Genomic DNA, 21,327 nt, shown 5'->3' on the forward strand with positions numbered 1-21,327 from the left:
CAAGGGTGGAGAACACGATGGAGGACACCGTGCGCGCCGTGCCGGACGCCGACCTCACGCAGCTGATCGAGGCCCAGGCCGCCCGCACTCCGCACGCCACCGCCGTGGTGTTCGAGGGGGCCGAGACCACCTACGCCGGGCTGAACGCCCGCGCCAACCGGCTCGCCCGGGTGCTCGCGGCACGCGGCGCCGGACCCGAAAGCCTGGTGGCGCTCGCCCTGCCGCGCTCCACCGAGCTGCTGGTCGCCCTGCTCGCCGTACTCAAGGCAGGCGCCGGGTACGTGCCCCTCGACCCCGAGTACCCGGCGGAGCGCGTCGCGTACATCCTCGAGGACTCCGCGCCCGCGCTGCTCCTGGACGCCGGCGCGTTCGCCGAGGCGGAGGCCGCCGCGGCGGCCATGCCCGCCCACGACCTCACCGACGCCGACCGCCCGGCGCCGCTCCTCCCCGCCCACCCCGCCTACACGATCTACACCTCCGGCTCCACCGGCCGCCCCAAGGGCGTCCTGATCACCCGCCGGAACGTGGTCAACTTCCTGTCCTTCATGGCGGACCGCTTCCCGCTGACCGCCGGCGACCGCCTGCTCGCGGTCACCACCATCGCCTTCGACATCGCCGTCGTGGAGATGTACCTGCCCCTGCTGGCCGGCGCCGCCGTGGTGATCGCACCCCGCGAGACGGTCATCGACCCTGCCCGGCTCGGCGCGCTCGCCACCGCGAGCGCCGCCACCTTCCTCCAGGCCACCCCGTCGCTGTTCCACGCCATGACGGCGGAACAGCCCGACGCAGTCCGCGGCCTGCGGATGCTGGTCGGCGGCGAGGCGCTGCCGCCCGCCCTGGCCGACGCGATGACCGCCCTCGGCGCCCAGGTCACCAACGTCTACGGGCCGACCGAGACCACCGTCTGGTCGACCGCGATGGATGTGACGGGCGCCGACAGCCTGCCCGGCATCGGCGACCCCATCTGGAACACCCTCCTCTACATCCTCGACGACCGGCTGCGCCCGGCCGAGGAGGGCGAGCTCTACATCGGCGGCGAGGGCCTGGCCCGCGGCTACCTGGGCCGGCCGGCCCTGACCGCCGAGCGGTTCACCGCCGACCCCTTCGGGGAGCCCGGCGCCCGCATGTACCGCACCGGCGACCTCGCCCGGTGGCGCGCCGACGGAGGCGTGGACTACCTCGGCCGGGTCGACCACCAGGTCAAGATCCGCGGCTTCCGCATCGAACTCGGCGAGATCGAGGCCGTACTGGCCGACGACCCGGCGCTCGCCCAGGTCGCCGTCGTCGCCCGCGAGGACCGCCCCGGCAGCAAGCTGCTCGCCGCCTACGTCGTCGCCGCTCCCGGCGCCGCGAGCCCCGACCCGGCGGCCCTGCGCGCCCGGGCCGCCCTGGCACTGCCCGACTACATGGTCCCGGCCGCCTTCGTCACCCTGGACCGCTTCCCCCTCACGCCCAACGGCAAGCTGGACCGCTCGGCGCTGCCCGCCCCCGACTTCGCCGCCGCCGGCACCGGCCGGGCGCCGCGCACCCCCGACGAGGAGCTGCTCTGCGGCCTCTTCGCCGAGGTGCTCGCGCTGCCCTCGCTCGGCATCGACGACGACTTCTTCCACTTCGGCGGGCACTCGCTGCTCGCCACCCGGCTGGTCTCCCGGATCCGCTCGGCGTTCGGCGCCGAACTGGCCGTCCGTACGGTCTTCGAGGCGCCCACGGTCGCCGCACTCGCGCCGCTGCTCGCCGGGGCGGACCGGGCCCGGCCCGCGGTACTCCCCCTGGACCGCCCCGCGGCCGTACCGCTGTCCTACGCCCAGCGCCGGCTCTGGTTCCTGGACCGGCTGGAGAGCAGCGCGGCCACCTACCACCTGCCGTACGCCCTGCACCTGCGCGGCGACCTCGACCGGGACGCGCTCCGGGAGGCGCTGGCCGACCTGGCCGCCCGGCACGAGAGCCTGCGCACCCTCTTCCCCGAGACCGACGGCGTGCCCCGCCAGGAGGTGCTCGAACCGGCCGAGGCCCGGCTGGCGCTCACCGTCGCCCGGACCTCCCCGGCGGAACTGCCCGCCGCCCTCGCCGCGGCCGCCGCCCGCGGCTTCGACCTGGCCGGTGACCTGCCGCTGCGCGCGGACCTGTTCGTGCTCGGCGAGGACGAGCAGGTGCTGCTCCTGACGGTGCATCACATCGCTGCGGACGGCTGGTCGATGGTCCCGCTCGGCCGGGACCTCGCGGCGGCGTACGAGGCCCGTGCCAAGGGCCGTGCGCCCCAGTGGCTGCCGCTGCCGGTGCAGTACGCGGACTACAGCCTCTGGCAGCACGAGCTGCTCGGCGACGGCGGCGACCCCGAGAGCCTCCTCTCCCGCCAGCTGGACTTCTGGAAGGCGGCCCTGGCAGGCTCCCCGGACCTGCTGGAGCTGCCCACCGACCGGCCGCGGCCGGCGATCGCCGGATACCGGGGCGCCACCCACGCCTTCACCGTCCCGGCCGCGCTGGGCCTGCGCGTCCAGGCGCTGGCCCGGGAGACCCGCTCCACCCCCTTCATGGTGCTCCAGGCGGCCCTCGCCGTCCTGCTCTCCCGTCTCGGGGCGGGTGAGGACATTCCGCTCGGCGGGGCGGTCGCGGGTCGTCAGGACGAGGCGCTGGACGAGCTCGTCGGCTTCTTCGTCAACACGCTGGTGCTGCGCACCGACGTCTCGGGTGATCCCACGTTCCGGGAGCTGCTGGGGCGGGTCCGGGAGTGGGACCTGGCGGCCTTCGCGCACCAGGACGTGCCCTTCGAGCGGGTCGTGGACGCGGTGTCCCCGGAACGCTCCCAGGCTCGGCACCCGCTGTTCCAGGTGATGCTCGTCCTCCAGAACACCGCCGCCGCGGACCTGCGGCTGCCCGGCTTCGAGACCCGGACGCGGCGGGTGGACACCGGCGCGGCCAAGTTCGACCTTGCCTTCGAGCTGACCGAACACCCCGGTGGCGGGATCGAGGGGCTCGTCGAGTACGCCACTGACCTCTTCGACGCCGAGACGGTCGCCGGCATCGCCGCCCGCCTGGTCCGGCTGCTGGACGCGCTGACCGCCGCCCCCGGCGAGCCCGTCGGCTCGCTCGACATCCTGGAGCCGGCCGAGCGCCAGCGGCTGCTGGGGGAGTGGAGCGGCGAAACCGCCACGGCCGAAGCGCTCACGGTGCCGGAGTTGTTCGCGCGTCGGGTGGCTGCTGATCCGCAGGCTCCCGCGTTGATCGGTGAGGGGCTGGTGCTGTCGGCGGCCGAGCTGGACGCGCGGGCGAACCGGCTGGCCCATCACTTGGCGGAGCGGGGCATCGGCCCCGAGTCCCTGGTGGCGCTCGCCCTGCCGCGCTCGTCGGTGGAGCTCGTCGTGGCCACCCTCGCGGTGTGGAAGGCCGGCGGGGCCTATCTGCCGGTCGACCCGGCGTACCCGGCGGACCGGATCGCGTACATGCTCGACGACGCGCGGCCGGCGCTGGTCCTGGCCACCCTCGCCACCTCCGACCGGCTCCCCGAGGACACCGCGGCCGTCCTCCAGGACGAGCTGGACCTCTCGTCCTACGCCGACGCCGCCCCCGCCGCGGCCGTCATGCCCCACCACCCCGCCTACGTCATCTACACCTCCGGTTCCACCGGCCGCCCCAAGGGCGTCGTCGTACCCCACGCGGGCGTGGCGAACCTCCTGGCCACCCAGGCCGGGCGGTTCGGCGCCGGGCCGGGGTCGCGGGTGCTGCAGTTCGCCTCGCCGAGCTTCGACGCCGCGTTCTGGGAGCTGTGCATGGGGCTGCTCTCCGGAGCCGCCCTGGTCGTGGCCGGATCCGACGGGCTGCTGCCGGGCGAGCCGCTGGCCGCGACGCTGACGGCGCACCGGGTCACCCACGCGACCCTGCCGCCGGTGGTGCTGGCCGCGATGGAGGCCGATCCGCGGCTGCTGCCCGGCGGCACGCTGGTCTCCGCCGGAGAGGCCCTCTCCGGCGAGCTCGTCGCCCGCTGGTCGGCCGACCGCAACCTGTTCAACGCCTACGGACCCACCGAGACCACCGTCTGCGCCTCGATCGGCGGACCGCTGCGGGAGCCCGTCGCCCCGCCGATCGGCACCGCCGTCGTGGGCAGCCGGCTCTGGGTACTCGACTCCCGCCTGCGCCCCGTCCCGCAGGGCGTCCTCGGCGAGCTGTACGTCGCGGGTCCCCTGGCCCGCGGTTACCTGGGCCGGCCGGGCCTGAGCGCCGAGCGCTTCGTCGCCTCCCCGTACGGCCCGCCCGGCGAGCGGATGTACCGCACCGGTGACCTGGCGCGCTGGCGCGCCGACGGGCAGTTGGAGTACGCCGGCCGCGCCGACGACCAGGTCAAGGTCCGCGGGTTCCGCATCGAACTCGGCGAGATCGAGGCGGCCTTGGCCCGTCACGAGGACACCGGCCAGGTCGCCGTCGTGGTCCGCGAGGACCAGCCCGGAGTCAAGCAGCTCGTCGCCTACGTCGTCCCGCGCCCCGACCACACCGCCGACCCCGTCACCCTGCGCGCCCACGTCGGGCTCTCGCTGCCCGACTACATGGTCCCCGCCGCCGTCGTCGTCCTGGACGCCTTCCCGCAGACCCCCAACGGAAAGCTCGACCGCAAGGCCCTGCCCGCCCCGGACCTCTCTGCGGCCTCCGGCGGCCGGCAGGCCGGCACGGAACGCGAGGCGATCCTCTGCGGACTGTTCCGGGACCTGCTGAACCTCGCCTCCGTCGGCGTCGACGACAGCTTCTTCGACCTCGGCGGCGACAGCATCATGTCCATCCAGCTGGTCAGCCGGGCCCGCCAAGCGGGACTGCTGATCGCGCCCGGCGAGGTCTTCACCCACAAGACGGTCGCCGCCCTCGCGCAGGCGGCCGGCACGACCGAATCCGCCCCCGTGCCCATCGCGGGCAGCGGCACCGGCCGGGTGCCCGCCACCCCGATCGTCCACTGGCTGCGCGAACGCGGCGGTCCCATCGGCCGGTTCCACCAGTCCATGCTCCTGCACACTCCGGCCGACCTCACCGAGGAGCGCCTGGTCAGCGCCGTACAGTGCCTCCTCGACCACCACGACGCGCTGCGCGCCCGGCTGCTGCGGGACGAGGAGTGGGCGCTGGACGTGCCGGAGCCCGGCACTGTCCGCGCGGCCGCGCTGGTGCGCCGTACCGAGGCCGCCTCGAACGACGCCCCCCACGCGCTGCGCGCGCAGATCGCCGCCGAGGCCGACGCGGCGGCGGGCCGGCTCGATCCGGATGCCGGGGTCATGCTCCAGGCCGTCTGGTTCGACGCCGGCCCCGGACGGGCAGGCAGGCTGCTGCTCGTCGTCCACCACCTCGTCGTGGACGGCGTGTCCTGGCGCATTCTCGTACCGGACCTCGCGGCGGCCTGCGAGGCACTCGCCAAGGGCGCCGAGCCCGCCCCGCCGCCCGTGCCCACCCCGCTGCGGGCCTGGTCCACCGAACTGGCCGCCGCGGCACCCGGACGGGAAGACGAACTCTCGCTCTGGCAGCGCCAGCTGACCGGCGACGACCCGGTCCTCGGCAGCCGGCGGCTCGACCTCTCCCGCGACCTGTCCGCCGCCGAGCGCACGGTCGTCCGTACCCTGCCCGCCGAGCACACCGCCGCCGTGCTGTCCGAGGTACCCGCCGCCTACCACGCGGGCGTCAACGACGTCCTGCTCACCGCCTTCGCCATCGCCGTCGCCGACTGGCGCACCCGGCGCGGCAAGGGCGGCGACACCGCCGTCCTGGTGGACCTGGAGGGCCACGGCCGGGAGGACGTCGTCGCCGGCGCCGACCTCTCGCGCACCGTCGGCTGGTTCACCAGCCTCTACCCGGTGCGGCTCGACCCCGGCGCCGGCAGTCGCGGCGCGCTGCGCACCGGCGGCCCCGCCGCCAGCGAGGCCCTGAAACGGGTCAAGGAACAGCTGCGCGCCCTGCCGGACAGCGGCATCGGCTACGGGATGCTCCGCCACCTGGTCGCCGACCCCAGGCTGCCGCAGCCCCCGGCGCCGCAGCTCGGGTTCAACTACCTCGGCCGGTTCCCGGCCGCCGCCCACGCCGACGAGCCGTGGACCGCGGCCCCGGAAGCCGACCTGCTCGGCGGCGGCGCCGACCCCGCCATGCCGCTCACCCACGAACTGGAACTCAACGCGCTGACCCAGGACCACCCCGACGGACCGCGCCTCCTGGCGACCTGGTCCTTCGCCGGAGAGCTGTTCTCCGAAGCCGAGGTCGCCGACCTCGCCGATACCTGGTTCCGCGCCCTCGCCGTACTGGCCGACCACGCCCGGGCACCCGAGGCCGGCGGGCACACCCCCTCCGATCTGACCCTCGTCTCTCTGTCCCAGGCCGAGATCGACCTGCTGGAAGCCGACTGGAGAACCTCCTCATGACGAAGCCGGGACTCGCCGACGTACTGCCGCTCTCGCCGCTGCAGGAAGGACTGCTCTTCCACGCGCTGTACGACGAGCACGCCGCCGACGTCTACACCGTGCAGCTGATCTTCGACCTGGCCGGCCCGCTGGACGCCGCCGCCCTGCGCGCGGCGGCGGAGGGCCTGCTGCGCCGCCACCCCAACCTCCGCGCCGCGTTCCGCTACGAGGGCCTCAGCCGCACCGTTCAGATCGTGCCGCACGAGGTCGCCCTGCCCTGGCGGGAGGCCGACCTGTCGGACCGGACCGACCCCGCCGCGCAAGAGTCCGAACTGGCGGAGCTGCTGGCAGCCGACCGCGCCGAGAAGTTCGACCTGACCCGCCCGCCGCTGCTGCGCTGCGCGCTCTACCGGCTCGGCGACGGCAAGCACCGCTTCGTGATGACCAAGCACCACATCCTGATGGACGGCTGGTCCATGCCGGTCCTGGTGCGAGAGCTGTTCCAGCTGTACGCCTCGCACGGTGACGACGCGGCCCTGCCCCGCGTCACCCCGTACCGCCAGTACCTGGCCTGGCTGGACGGACAGGACAAGGCCGCCGCCGAGGCCGCCTGGGCCGAGGCGCTCGCCGGCCTCGGCGAGCCGAGCCTGCTCACCCCCGCCGACGCGCCGCCGCCCGCGGCGCCGCCCCGGCACATCACCGTGGAGCTGACCGAGGAGCTCACCACCCGGTTGCGCGACCAGGCCCGCCGGCACGGCCTGACCCTCAACACCGTGCTCCAGGGCGCCTGGGCGCTGCTCCTGTCCAAGCTCACCGGCCGCGAGGACATCGTCTTCGGCGCGACCGTGTCCGGCCGACCACCGGAGATCCCAGGCATCGAGACCATGGTCGGCCTGTTCATCAACACCCTCCCGGTGCGGATCGAACTGCCGGCCGCCGAGCCGCTCGCCACCGCCCTCGCCCGGCTCCAGTCCCGCCAGGCCGGACTGATGGCCCACCAGCACCTCGGCCTCACCGAGGTGCAGCGGATCGCCGGGCACAGCCCGCTCTTCGACACCATCGCGGTCTTCGAGAACTACCCGCTCGACATGGCCGGGCTGCAGCCCGACGGCAGCGGCCTGACCCTCACCGACCTCCAGGCCACCGACGCCACGCACTACGCCCTGGGCGTCATCGCGAGCGTGGCCGACGACCGGCTGCGGATGCGGCTGGACCACCGCCCCGACCTCTTCGACGCCGAGGCCGTACGCCGCATCGGCGACCGTCTGGTCCGCATCTTCGAGGCCTTCGCCGCCGACCCCGTCCGGCCGGTCGGCCGGATCGACGTCCTCGGTCCCGAGGAACTCCACCAGGTGCTCCAGGAGTGGAACGGCGCGGGTGCGCCCGTCGCCGAGGGAACCATTCCCGACCTCTTCGCCGCCCAGGCCGCCCGCACCCCCGACGCCGTCGCCGTCTCCTACGAGGGCGAGAGCCTGACCTACGCCGACCTCGACGCCCGCGCCAACCGGCTGGCCCGGCTGCTGGCCCGCCGCGGCGCCGGCCCCGAGCGGTTCGTGGCGCTCGCGCTGCCGCGCTCGGCCGACCTCGTGGTCGCGGTGCTGGCCGTGCTCAAGTCGGGTGCCGCGTACGTGCCGCTGGACCCGGACTACCCGGCGGACCGGCTCGCCTACATGGTGGAGGACGCCCGCCCCGCCCTGCTGGTGACCCGGACCGACGCGGGCCTGCCCGCCGGGCTCGGCGCGGACACCCAGACGCTGCTCCTCGACGAGGAGGCCGTGGGCGCCGCCCTCGCCGCCGAGCCGGACACCGCGCCCGAGCCGGCGCTGCACCCCCACCACCCGGCCTACGTCATCTACACCTCCGGCTCCACCGGTCGCCCCAAGGGCGTGGTGGTCCCGCACCAGAACGTGGTCCGTCTCTTCGGCGCCACCGACCACTGGTTCCACTTCGGTCCCGACGACGTGTGGACCCTCTTCCACTCCTACGCCTTCGACTTCTCGGTCTGGGAGCTGTGGGGGCCGCTGCTGCACGGCGGCCGCCTGGTCGTCGTACCGCACGCCGTGAGCCGCTCCCCCGAAGAGTTCCTGAAGCTGCTCGCGGACGAGCGGGTGACCTTCCTGAACCAGACCCCCTCGGCCTTCTACCAGCTGATGCAGGCCGACCGGGAGAACCCCGCCGTCGGTGACCGGCTGGCCCTCGAGCACGTCGTGTTCGGCGGCGAGGCGCTCGACCTGTGGCGCCTGGCCGACTGGTACGAGCGGCACGGCGACCGGGCCCCGGTGCTGGTCAACATGTACGGCATCACCGAGACCACCGTGCACGTCAGCCACCTCGCCCTGGACGCGCCGAGCGCGGCGGCCGGACCCGGCAGCATGATCGGCGGCGCCATCCCGGACCTGCGGATCTACGTACTCGACGGCGGACTGCGGCCCGCCGCTCCCGGTGTCGCCGGCGAGATGTACGTGGCCGGCGAAGGACTCGCCCGCGGCTACTGGGGCCGCCCCGAACTGACCGCCGGCCGGTTCGTCGCCGACCCGTTCGGGGAGCCCGGCGCCCGTATGTACCGCACCGGCGACGTGGCGCGCTGGACCGAGGACGGCACCCTGGAGTTCGTCGGCCGCGCCGACGACCAGGTCAAGATCCGCGGCTTCCGCATCGAACTCGGCGAGATCGAGGCCGTGCTGGGCTCTCACCCGTCGGTGGCCCAGACGGCCGTCGTCGTCCGCGAGGACCAGCCCGGCGACCGGCGGCTCGCCGCCTACCTGGTGCCCCCGTCGGGCGCGTCCGCCGACATCCAGCAGGTACGGGCGCACGCCGCCCAGAACCTTCCCGAGTACATGGTCCCCGCCGCCTTCGTGGCGCTGGAGGCGCTGCCGCTCACCCCCAACGGCAAGCTGGACCGCAAGGCGCTGCCCGTCCCCGAGACCGGCGCCGGCTCAGGCGGCGGCCGCGCACCGCGCACCGCGCAGGAGGAGATCCTGTGCGGGCTCTTCGCCGAGGTGCTCGGCGCTGACGCGGTCACGGTCGATGACCACTTCTTCGACCTCGGTGGCCACTCGCTGCTCGCCACCCGACTCGTCAGCCGGATCCGTGCCGCGCTCGGCGTGGAACTCGCCATCCGCACCCTCTTCGAGGCGCCCACCGTCGCCGCGCTCGCCGAGCGCATCGGGGAGGCCGCCGTCGCGCGCCCCCCGCTGCTGCCCGCCGTACGGCCTGACCGGGTCCCGCTGTCCTACGCCCAGCGCCGGCTCTGGTTCCTGGACCGGCTCGAAGGCCCCGGCTCCACCTACAACATCCCGCTCGCCCTGCACCTGCGCGGCGACCTCGACCGGGACGCGCTCCGGGAGGCGCTGGCCGACGTGGCCGCCCGGCACGAGAGCCTGCGCACCCTCTTCCCCGAGGAGGCGGGCGTCCCCTACCAGGACGTCCTCGACCCGGCGCTCGCCCGGTGCGAGCTGTCGGTCACCGCCATCCGCGCGGACGAGCTGGACGCGGCGCTCGCCGCAGCGGCCGCCCGCGGCTTCGACCTGGCCGGTGAACTGCCGCTGCGCGCGGACCTGTTCGTGCTCGGCGAGGACGAGCAGGTGCTGCTCCTGACGGTGCACCACATCGCTGCGGACGGCTGGTCCATGGCCCCGCTGGCGCACGATCTCGGACGCGCCTACGCGGCCCGCGCCCAGGGCCGTGCGCCCCAGTGGCGGCCGCTGCCGGTGCAGTACGCGGACTACAGCCTCTGGCAGCACGAGCTGCTCGGCGACGGCGGCGACCCCGAGAGCCTGGCCGGTACGCAGCTGGCGTACTGGAGGAAGGCCCTGGCGGGCTCCCCGGACCTGCTGGAGCTGCCCACCGACCGGCCGCGCCCGGCCGTGGCCGGCCACCGCGGCGGCATGCTCACCTTCACCGTCGATCCCGCACTCCACCAGGGCATGAAGTCCCTGGCCCGGGAGTCACGCGCCACCCTGTTCATGGTGCTCCAGGCGGGCCTGGCCGCGTTGCTCTCCCGTCTCGGGGCGGGTGAGGACATTCCGCTCGGCGGGGCGGTCGCGGGTCGTCAGGACGAGGCGCTGGACGAGCTCGTCGGCTTCTTCGTCAACACGCTGGTGCTGCGCACCGACGTCTCGGGTGATCCCACGTTCCGGGAGCTGCTGGGGCGGGTCCGGGAGTGGGACCTGGCGGCCTTCGCGCACCAGGACGTGCCCTTCGAGCGGGTCGTGGACGCGGTGTCCCCGGAACGCTCCCAGGCCCGGCACCCGCTGTTCCAGGTGATGCTCGTCCTCCAGAACACCGCCGCGGCCGATGTGGCGCTGGACGGCCTGCGGGCCACCGCGCTGCCGGTCGGCACGGGAGCCGCGAAGTTCGACCTCGGCCTTGAGTTCACCGAGCGGCCCGGCGGCGGCATGGACGGCCTGGTCGAGTACAGCAGCGACCTCTTCGACCACACCACCGTCCGCCGGCTGATCGACCGCCTGATCGGTCTGTTCGCCGCGGTCATCGCCGCGCCGGACGCACCCGTCACCGCCGTCGACGTACTGGAGCCGGCCGAGCGCCGCCAGGTGCTCACCGACTGGAACGACTCGGCGCGTGCCGTCGAAGCGCTTACGGTGCCGGAGTTGTTCGCGCGTCGGGTGGCTGCTGATCCGCAGGCTCCCGCGTTGATCGGTGAGGGGCTGGTGCTGTCGGCGGCCGAGCTGGACGCGCGGGCGAACCGGCTGGCCGCGTACCTGGTGGGCCGGGGTATCGGTCCGGAGTGCATGGTGGCTCTGGCGTTGCCCCGTTCGTCGGTGGAGCTGGTCGTGGCTGCCCTGGCGGTGTGGAAGGCAGGGGGCGCTTACCTGCCGGTCGATCCCGCGTATCCGGCCGACCGGATCGCGTACATGCTGGACGACGCGCGGCCGGTGCTGGTGCTGGCGAGCGGTGCCACGGCCGGCCGGCTTCCGGAGGGTACCGGTCCGGTGCTCCTGGACGAGCTGGACCTGGGGGGTCTTTCGGACACGGCGCCGCCGCCGGCGGGTCTGATGCCGGCGCATCCCGCGTATGTGATCTACACCTCCGGTTCGACCGGCCGTCCCAAGGGCGTGGTGGTCTCCCACGCGGGTGTGGCGAGTCTGCTCGCCTCGCAGCGCGAGCGTTTGGGTGCCGGGCCTGGCAGCCGGGTGCTCCAGTTCGCCTCGCCGAGTTTCGACGCGGCGTTCTGGGAGCTGTGCATGGGTCTGCTCACCGGTGCGGCTCTGGTGGTGGCCGGTGCGGACGGGCTGTTGCCGGGTGCACCGCTGGCCGACACCCTTGCCGGTCACCATGTCACCCATGCGACGCTGCCGCCGGTGGTGCTCGCCGCGATGGATGCCGGGCCGGGTCTGCTGCCCGGGGGCACGCTGGTTTCGGCCGGTGAGGCGCTTTCGGGGGAGCTGGTCGCCCGTTGGTCGGCCGGCCGGAGTCTGGTCAATGCCTACGGACCGACCGAGTCGACCGTCTGCGCCTCGATGAGCGGCGCCCTGGCCGCCGGCAGTGTTCCTCCGATCGGCACGCCGGTGGCCAACAGCCGGCTGTATGTTCTCGATTCGCGGCTGCGTCCGGTGCCGCCCGGGGTCGTGGGCGAGCTCTACCTCGCCGGTGCCGCTCTGGCCCGTGGTTATCTGGGCCGGCCCGCGCTGACGGCCGAGCGTTTCATCGCCGCTCCTTTCGGCGCGCCGGGGGAGCGGATGTATCGCACGGGTGACCTCGCCCGCTGGCGCTCCGACGGTCAGCTGGAGTACGTGAGCCGCGCCGATGACCAGGTCAAGATCCGGGGTTTCCGTATCGAGCTGGGTGAGATCGAGGCGGCGCTCGCGCGTCACGAGGACGCCGGTCAGGTCGCTGTCGTGGTGCGGGAGGACCAGCCCGGGGTCAAGCAGCTCGTCGGCTATGTCGTTCCGCGTCCGGGGCACACGGCCGATGCGGCCGAGCTGCGTGCCCATACCGGTCGTTCGCTGCCCGATTACATGGTTCCTGCCGCCGTGGTCGTCCTGGACGCGTTCCCGCAGACACCCAACGGCAAGCTCGACCGCAGGGCCCTGCCCGCCCCCGACCTGTCCGCGGGAACCGGCGGACGGCAGGCCGGCACCGCACGCGAGGAGACACTCAGCCACATCTACCGCGACCTGCTCAACCTGTCCTCGGTCGGCGTCGACGACAGCTTCTTCGACCTCGGCGGCGACAGCATCATGTCCATCCAGCTGGTCAGCCGGGCCCGGGCCGCCGGACTGGTCATCACTCCGCGCCAGGTCTTCGAGCACCGCACCGTCGCCGCCCTCGCCGCCGTCGCCGGCAGCCTGGACCAGGTCGTCAGCGAAGGCCCCGACCTGGGCATCGGCGAGGTCCCGCTCACCCCGACCATCCACTGGCTGCGCGAACGCGGCGGTCCCATCGGCCGGTTCAACCAGTCCATGCTGCTCCAAGCCCCGGCCGACCTCACCGAGGAGCACCTCACCGGCGCCCTCCAGACGGTGCTCGACCACCACGACGCGCTGCGCGCCCGGCTGACCCGGGACACCGGGCAGTGGCGGCTGGAGGTGCTGGAGCGCGGCGCCGTCGACGCGGCCGGCCGGGTACTGCGGGTCGACGCGGCCGGGCTCGACCCGGCCGCCCTGCGCGCCCTCACCTCGAAGGAGAGCGAGAGCGCCTGGGGCCGGATCGACCCGGACGCCGGGGTGATGCTCCAGGCCGTCTGGTTCGACGCCGGCCCCGCACAGGCGGGCAGGCTGCTGCTCGTCGCCCACCACCTGGTCGTCGACAACGTCTCCTGGCAGGTCCTGGTCCCCGACCTCGCCGCCGCCCGAGAGGCCCTCGCCGAGGGCCGCGAACCCGCCCTCCAGCCGACCGGCACCTCCTTCCGGCGCTGGGCCGAGCACCTCGTGGAGCTCGCCCACACGCCGCAGCGGGCCGCTGAACTCCCGCTCTGGGAAGCCATCCTGGAGGAGCCGGACGCCCTGCTCGGCGACCGGCCGCTCGACCCCGGCCAGGACGTGTTCGCCACCATGCGCTTCCTGACCACCAGCGAGTCCGCCGAGCACGTCACCCCGCTGCTGACCTCGCTTCCCGCCGCCTACCACGCGGGTGTCAACGACGTGCTGCTGACCGCGCTCGCGCTCGCCGTCGCCGACTGGCGGGCCCGGCGGGGCGAGGAGGACGAGCACGCGGTCCTCGTCGACCTCGAGGGCCACGGCCGCGCCGACGTCGTCGACGGCGTCGACCTCTCCCGCACCGTCGGCTGGTTCACCAGCCTGCACCCGGTGAGGCTCGATCCCGGCGCACAGGACCCGGCCGAGCTCGACGCCGGCGGCCCGGCCGTCGGCGAGGCCCTCAAGCGGGTCAAGGAGCAACTGCGCGCGCTGCCCGACCACGGCCTCGGCTTCGGATTGCTGCGCCACCTCAACCACCAGACCCGGGACGTCCTCAGGGACCTTCCCGGACCGCAGATCAGCTTCAACTACCTGGGCCGGTCCACCCCGGCGGGCAGTGGCGCGAGCGCGCCCTGGACGCCGGTCGCGGACCCCGAGATGGTCGGCGGCGCCGACCTCGAAGGCGGCCGGCCCGACCCGCAGACCCCGCTCACCCACGCCCTCGGCGTCAATGCGATGACCGAGGACCACCCGGACGGGCCGCGCCTGCTGCTCGTCTGGTCCTGGCCGCAGACCCTGCTGCGCGAACAGGACGTGGCCGAGCTGAGCACCTGCTTCTCGCGCGCCGTGCGGGCCCTGGCCGCACACGCTGCGCACGCCGGCATCGGCGGACTCACCCCGTCGGACCTCTCGCTGGTCCGGCTCAGCCAGGACGAGCTCGATGCCTTCACCTCGGGCACGGAGCCGGTCGGCCCGGACGACTGGGACGACGAAGACGAGGACGACTTCACGGACGAATGGGAGATGGCCAAGTGAGCAGGTCCGCGATTGAGGACGTCCTTCCGCTGTCACCGCTGCAGGAGGGCATGCTGTTCCAGGCCCTGTACGACGAGGAGGGCCCGGACCTCTACGTCCACCAGCTGCTCCTCGACCTCGAGGGTCCCCTGGACACCCGGGCGCTGCGGCTCGCCGCCCGAGCCCTGCTCAAGCGGCACGCCAACCTGCGCGTCGGCTTCCGCCACGACCGCTCCACCGAGCCCGTCCAACTGGTGCACGCCAAGGTCGCCGTGCCGTGGGAGCAGATCGACCTGAGCGCCCTGGACGAGGACAAGCGGCAGGCCGAACTCGCCCGGCACGCCGACGAGGACCGGGCCCGCGGGTTCGACCTGACGCGGCCGCCGCTGCTGCGCTTCACCGTGTTCCGGCTCGGCCCCGACCGATTCCGGCTGATGCTGACCAAGCACCACATCCTCATGGACGGCTGGTCGGTGCCGGTCCTGGTGCGCGAGCTGTTCGAGCTGTACGGCAGCAAGGGCGACCCGTCCGTGCTGCGCCCCGTCACCCCGTACCGCGACTACCTCGCCTGGATCGCCGCCCAGGACGCCGACACGGCCCGCGAAGCGTGGCGCACCGCCCTCGCCGACATCGACGAGCCCACCCTGGTCGCCCCGGTCAGCCGCGGCCGCGGCCTGGTCCGGCCGGGCTGGCTCCGGCACGAGGTGCCGGTGGAGATCACCAACGGCCTCCTCGCCTTCGCCCGCAGCCGCTCGCTGACCGTCAACACCGTCGTCCAGGGCGTTTGGGGACTGCTCCTGTCCACCCTCACAGGCCGCGACGACGTCGTCTTCGGCGCCATCGTCTCCGGCCGGCCGCCGGAGATCGCCGCCGTGGACACCATGGTGGGCCTCTTCATCAACACCCTGCCGGTCCGGGTGCGGTTCCGCCCCGACGAGTCGCTGCTGGACGCCCTCACCCGGCTCCAGGCCGAACAGTCCGAGCTCCTCGCCCACCAGCACGTCCGGCTCACGGACGTACAACAGCTCTCCGGACACCAGGAGCTGTTCGACACCACGCTCGTCTACCAGAACTACCCCGTCGACCCGACCACCGAGGAACTGGTCGTGGACGGCGTCCGGTTCAGCGGAGTCGACGGCCGCGACGGCGCCCACTACCCGCTCAACCTCGCCGCCGGTCTCATGGGCGAGGACCTGCACCTGCGGCTGTGCTACGCCCCCGACCTGTTCGACGAGTCGGATGCCAGGACCGTCCTCGACCGCCTGGTCCGGCTGCTCACGGCCGTCGTCGCCGACCCGGACAAGCCCGTCGGCCGGCTCGACGTGCTCTCCCCGGCCGAGCGCCGACGGATCCTCGGCGAGTGGAACGACAGCACCCGCGAGATCACCCCGGCCACCCTGCCCGAGCTGTTCCGGGCCAGGGTCGCCCAGGACCCCGACGCCCCGGCCCTGCTCTTCCAGGACACCACCGTCTCCTACGGCGAACTCGACGCCCGTGCCAACCGGCTGGCCCGCCGCCTGATCGAGCTGGGCGTCGGCCCCGAGCAGTTCGTCGCCGTCTCCGTGCCCCGCTCGGTGGAGCTGATCACCGCGCTGTGGGCGGTGATCAAGGCCGGCGCCGGTTACCTGCCGCTCGACCCCGAGTACCCCGTCGACCGCCTCGCCTTCATGGTCGAGGACGCCCGGCCCACCCTGCTGATCACCACCGAGGCCACGGCCGGACTGCTCGGGGACACCGCGGGCGACGTGCCCCGGCTGGTCCTGGACGACCCGCTGACCGTTTCCGCGCTCCCCGCGTACGACGGCGGCGACATCACCGACTCCGAGCGGCTCGCCCCCCTGACCACCGCACACCCGATGTACGTGATCTACACCTCCGGCTCCACCGGCCGCCCCAAGGGTGTCGTGGTGCCCCACCACGGTCTGGCCAGCCTGGTCGCGACCCAGGCCGACGCCGTCCAGGCGGGCCCCGGCAGCCGGGTGCTCCAGTTCGCGTCGGTGAGTTTCGACGCCGGCTTCTGGGACATCTCCATGGGCCTGCTCTCCGGAGCCGCGCTGGTCCTCGGCCCCGCCGACGACCTGCTGCCCGGCGACCCGCTGGCCGCCCTGGTGGCCAGGCACCGGGTCACCCACGCCACGCTGCCGCCGGTGGCGCTCGCCTCCCTCCCGGCGGGCCGCGAGGTCCTCGACGGCGCCACCCTGGTCTCCACCGGCGACGCCTGCACCCCCGAGCTCGTGGCCCGCTGGGCCCCCGGCCGCCGCCTGCTCAACGGCTACGGCCCCACCGAGACCACCGTGGGCGCCACCATGAGCGGCCCGCTCGGCATCGGCGGCACCCCGCCGATCGGCCGTCCCTTCGTCAACACGCGGGTGTACGTCCTGGACCGCTGGCTGCGGCCGGTGCCGCCCGGTGCCGTCGGCGAGATGTACATCGAGGGCCCGGGCCTGGCCCGCGGCTACCTGGACCGGCCCGCACTCACCGCGGAACGCTTCGTCGCCAACCCCTTCGGCGCGCCCGGCACCCGGCTCTACCGCTCCGGGGACCTCGGGCGATGGCGGGCCGACGGGCAGCTGGAATTCGCCGGCCGCGCCGACAACCAGGTCAAGGTCCGCGGCTTCCGCATCGAGCTCGGCGAGATCGAGTCGGTGCTCAGCGGACACGAGAGCGTCGGCCACGCCGCGGTGATCGTCCGCGAGGACGAGCCCGGCGACAAGCGGGTGGTGGCCTACGTGGTCGCGGCCGAGGGGCACCGAGCCGAACCGGAGGCGCTGCGCGAGCACATCGGCGCCTCGCTGCCCGAGTTCATGGTCCCCTCCGCCACCGTCGTCCTGGACGAGTTCCCGCTGACCCCCAACGGCAAGGTCGACCGCAAGGCGCTTCCCGCCCCCGAACTGGCCGGCTCCTCCACCGGACGCGCCCCGCGGACCCCCGAGGAAGAGGCGCTCTGCGCACTCTTCGCCGAGGTCCTCGGGATCGAGCGGATCGGCGTCGACGATAGTTTCTTCGCCCTCGGCGGCCACTCCCTGCTCGCCACCCGCCTCGTCAGCCGGGTCCGCTCCGACCTCGGCGTCGAACTCGCCATCCGCGCTCTGTTCGAGGCGCCCACCCCCGCCGAGCTCGCCGAGCGGGTCGCCGCGGCCGGCGGCGCCCGGCCCCCGCTGCGGGCCGCCGCCCGCCCCCGGACGGTGCCGCTCTCCTTCGCCCAGCGCCGGCTCTGGTTCCTCAACCGGATGGAGGGCCCGAGCGCGACGTACAACATTCCGCTCGCGGTACGCCTCCGGGGCACCGTCGACCACGCCGCCCTCGACGCCGCGCTCGCCGACCTCGTGGAGCGCCACGAGAGCCTGCGCACCGTCTTCCCCGCGCCCGACGGCGAGCCCCGACAGCAGGTGCTGGCCGCCGACCGGACCCGGACCGCGTTCACCTTCACCACGGCCGCCGAGGACGAAGTGGGTCCGCTCCTCGCCGCCGAGGCCGCCCGCGGCTTCGACCTGGCGACCGACGTCCCGCTGCGCGCGAGCCTGTTCAGCACCGGCACGGAGGAACACGTGATGCTCCTGGTGCTGCACCACATCGCCACCGACGGCTGGTCGATGGCGCCGCTGGCCCGCGACCTGGCCACCGCCTACGCGTCCCGCACGGCCGGCGCGGCCCCCGCCTACCAGCCGCTGCCGGTGCAGTACGCCGACTACGCGTTGTGGCAGCACAAGGTGCTCGGCAGCGAGGACGACCCGAAGAGCGTCGCCGCCCAACAGCTGGCCTTCTGGCGCCGGACCCTGGACGGGCTGCCCGACCAGCTGGCGCTGCCCACCGACCGGCCCCGCCCGGCGGTCCTCGGCAACGGTGGCGCCGGCGTCTCCTTCAGCCTCGACGCCCAGTTGCACGCGCGCCTGGCCCGCCTCGCGCACGACGGCCGGGCCAGCATGTTCATGGTGCTCCAGGCCGGTCTCGCCGCCCTGTTCGGCGCCCTCGGCGCGGGTACGGACATCCCCGTCGGCACGCCCATCGCGGGCCGTACCGACGACGCCCTCGACGACCTCGTCGGGTTCTTCGTCAACACCCTGGTCCTGCGCACGGACACCTCCGGCGACCCCACCTTCCGCGAGCTGGTGGCCCGCGTCCGGGAGGCCGACCTGGCCGCCTACGCCCACCAGGACCTGCCCTTCGAGCGGCTGGTCGAGGTGCTCAACCCGGCCCGGTCGCTGGCCCGCCACCCGCTCTTCCAGGTCCTGCTGTCGGTGCACAACAACGCCGAGGCCGAGCTGCGGATGCCGGGCCTGACGGCCGACGCCTACCCGGCCGAGCAGACCGTCGCCAAGTTCGACCTGGAGGGGCACCTGGGGGAGCGGTTCGACGCCGCGGGCTCGCCCGCCGGCATCGACGGTGTGCTCCAGTACCACACCGACCTCTACGACCGGGCCACCGTCGAGCTCCTGGTGACGCGGCTGATCCGGCTGCTGACCGCGGTGACGGACCGCCCCGACGAGCCGATCAGCCGGGCCGACGTGCTCAGCGCCGAAGAGCGGCAGCGGGTGCTCGAGGAGTGGAACGCCACGGCGGCCGAGGTCCCGCCGACGGCCACCCTGACCTCCCTGCTCGACGCGCAGGCGGCCCGCACCCCGGACGCCGTCGCCGTGGCCTTCGAGGGCGAGTCCGTCTCCTACGGTGAACTCCACACCCGCGCCGAGGCGCTCGCCCGGGTGCTCCGCAACCGCGGAGTGGGACCGGAGAGCGTGGTCGCCCTCGCGGTACCGCGCTCGCCCGACCTGGTGGTCGCGCTGCTGGCGGTGCTCAAGGCGGGCGGCGCCTACCTCCCGGTGGACCCCGACTACCCGGCCGAGCGGATCGCGTTCATGCTGGCCGACGCGGCCCCCGTCCTGCTGCTGACGACCGCGGACACCGCGGACCGGCTCACGGCCGGCGGCCCGGACGTACCCCGGCTGCTGGTCGACCGCGAGCAGCCGGACGAGCCCGCCCCCACCGGCCCGCCGGCGCCGCTGTCCGCCGACCACCCCGCCTACGTCATCTACACCTCCGGCTCCACCGGGCGGCCCAAGGGCGTCCAGGTCCCGCACCGCGGCATCGTCAACCGGCTGCTGTGGATGCAGCACCAGTACGGCCTGACCCGCGACGACCGGGTGCTGCAGAAGACCCCGTCCGGATTCGACGTCTCGGTCTGGGAGTTCTTCTGGCCGCTGATCCAGGGCGCCACCCTGGTGGTGGCCCGCCCCGACGGCCACAAGGACCCGGCCTACCTGGCCGAGCTGATCCGCGCCGAGGGCGTGACGACCGCCCACTTCGTGCCGTCCATGCTCCAGGTCTTCGTACAGGAGCCGGCCGCGGCCGACTGCACCGGCCTGCGCCGCGTGATCTGCAGCGGCGAGGCGCTCCCGGAGGAGTTGCAGAGGCAGTTCCTGGCCCTGCTGCCGGGCGTCGGGCTGCACAACCTGTACGGCCCCACCGAGGCGTCCGTCGACGTGACCGCGTGGGAGTGCGCCGGCGACCCCGGCCCGGTGCCGATCGGCCGCCCGGTGTGGAACACCCGCGCCTACGTCCTGGACGCCGCCCTGCGCCCCGTCGCGCCGGGCGCGCCGGGCGAGCTCTACCTCGCCGGGCGCCAGCTGGCCCGCGGCTACCTGGGCCGTCCGGCCCTGACCGCAGAGCGGTTCACCGCTGACCCGTACGGCCCGGCCGGAGCGCGGATGTACCGCACCGGTGACCTGGCGCGCTGGACCGCGGACGGGGTGCTGGAGTACCTCGGCCGGACCGACGACCAGGTGAAGATCCGCGGCTTCCGCATCGAACTCGGCGAGATCGAGGCGGCCCTGACCCGCCACGACGCCATCGCGAGCGCCGCCGTACTGGCCCGCGAGGACCGGCCCGGCGACAAGGTCCTGGTGGCGTACACCGTCGCGGAGGCGGGCGCGGTCGCATCCGCCGACGAGCTGCGCGCGCACCTGGCGGGGCGGCTGCCGGAGCACATGGTTCCGGCCGCCTTCGTCGCTCTTGACGGGCTCCCGGTGACCGCCAACGGCAAGCTGGACCGCAAGGCCCTGCCGGCCCCCGACCTCGGCGCCGCCGTCGGCGAACGGGCCCCGCGCACCCCGCGCGAGGAGCAGCTCTGCGCCCTCTTCGCCGAGGTGCTCGACCTGCCCCGGGTGGGCATCGACGACAACTTCTTCCACCTGGGCGGCCACTCGCTGCTGATCATCCGGCTGGCCAGCCGGATCCGGGACGTCTTCGGCGCCGAACTGACCATCCGCACCATGTTCGAGGCGCCGACCGTCGCCCAGCTCGCCGGGCGGCTCGGCACCGACACCCTGGACGACGCGCTGGACGTCGTACTGCCGCTGCGTTCCCGGGGCTCGCTGCCGCCGGTGTTCTGCGTCCACCCGGGCCTCGGCATCGGCTGGGTCTACTCCGGGCTCGTCCCGGCCCTGGAGGAAGACCGGCCCGTCTACGCCCTCCAGGCGCGCGGACTCACCGGGGGAGCCGGGCTCCCGGCCACGCTGGGGGAGATGGCGGACGACTACGCCGCGCGGATCCGCGAGGTCCAGCCGTCCGGCCCGTACCACCTGCTCGGCTGGTCCTTCGGCGGGGTGGTGGCCCACCTGGTGGCAACGCGGCTCCAGGAGGCGGGCGAGGAGGTCGCGCTGCTCGCCCTGCTCGACGCGTACGCCGCCGGCACCACGCGGGCGGAGGTCACCACCGAGGAGTTCCGCCGCGAGCTGGCCGGGGCCCTGGACGGCGGAGCGGGTGCCGAGGACGGCGCCGGTGCCTTCGGCGGCCTGGAGGAGCGCCACCTGGCGGCCGTCGAACGGGTCGCGGCCAACAACGACCGGCTCCTCGGACAGAGCTCGGAGCTCGGCCGCTACCAGGGCGACGTCCAGTACTTCTTCGCCACCGAGGGCCGCGGCGCGGACGCGCCGGCGGTCGCCTCGTGGGAGCCGCACGTGTCCGGGCGGATCGAGGTCCACGACCTCCCCTGCGCCCACGACGAGATGACTCTGCCCGGACCGATCGCCGAGATCGGGCGACTGATCGCGGACCGGATCCGCGGGGAATGAGGAGCTGAC

The 21,327-nt window shown here is 74.2% G+C and carries 3 protein-coding genes; all 3 read left to right on the top strand.

Annotation, left to right across the window (positions count from 1 at the left end):
* Positions 1 to 17 precede the first annotated feature (17 nt).
* From ACFYOB_RS30345 to ACFYOB_RS30355, 3 genes are read left to right on the top strand one after another with little or no spacing between them, the layout of a single operon-like run.
* Positions 18 to 6,380 carry an amino acid adenylation domain-containing protein gene (locus ACFYOB_RS30345; protein WP_388565069.1) on the top strand — a complete coding sequence of 2,121 codons (6,363 nt, stop codon included), beginning with the start codon at positions 18 to 20 and terminating at the stop codon, positions 6,378 to 6,380.
* Positions 6,377 to 14,272, top strand: coding sequence for an amino acid adenylation domain-containing protein (locus tag ACFYOB_RS30350; RefSeq protein WP_388565072.1), 7,896 nt, complete (start codon positions 6,377 to 6,379; stop codon positions 14,270 to 14,272). Before ACFYOB_RS30345 ends, ACFYOB_RS30350 begins: the two co-directional genes overlap by 4 nt.
* Positions 14,269 to 21,318 carry an amino acid adenylation domain-containing protein gene (locus ACFYOB_RS30355; protein ID WP_388565075.1) on the top strand — a complete coding sequence of 2,350 codons (7,050 nt, stop codon included), beginning with the start codon at positions 14,269 to 14,271 and terminating at the stop codon, positions 21,316 to 21,318. Before ACFYOB_RS30350 ends, ACFYOB_RS30355 begins: the two co-directional genes overlap by 4 nt.
* Positions 21,319 to 21,327: the final 9 nt, after the last annotated feature.

The organism is Streptomyces sp. NPDC006463 (assembly GCF_042870715.1).
Classification (GTDB): Bacteria; Actinomycetota; Actinomycetes; order Streptomycetales; family Streptomycetaceae; genus Streptomyces.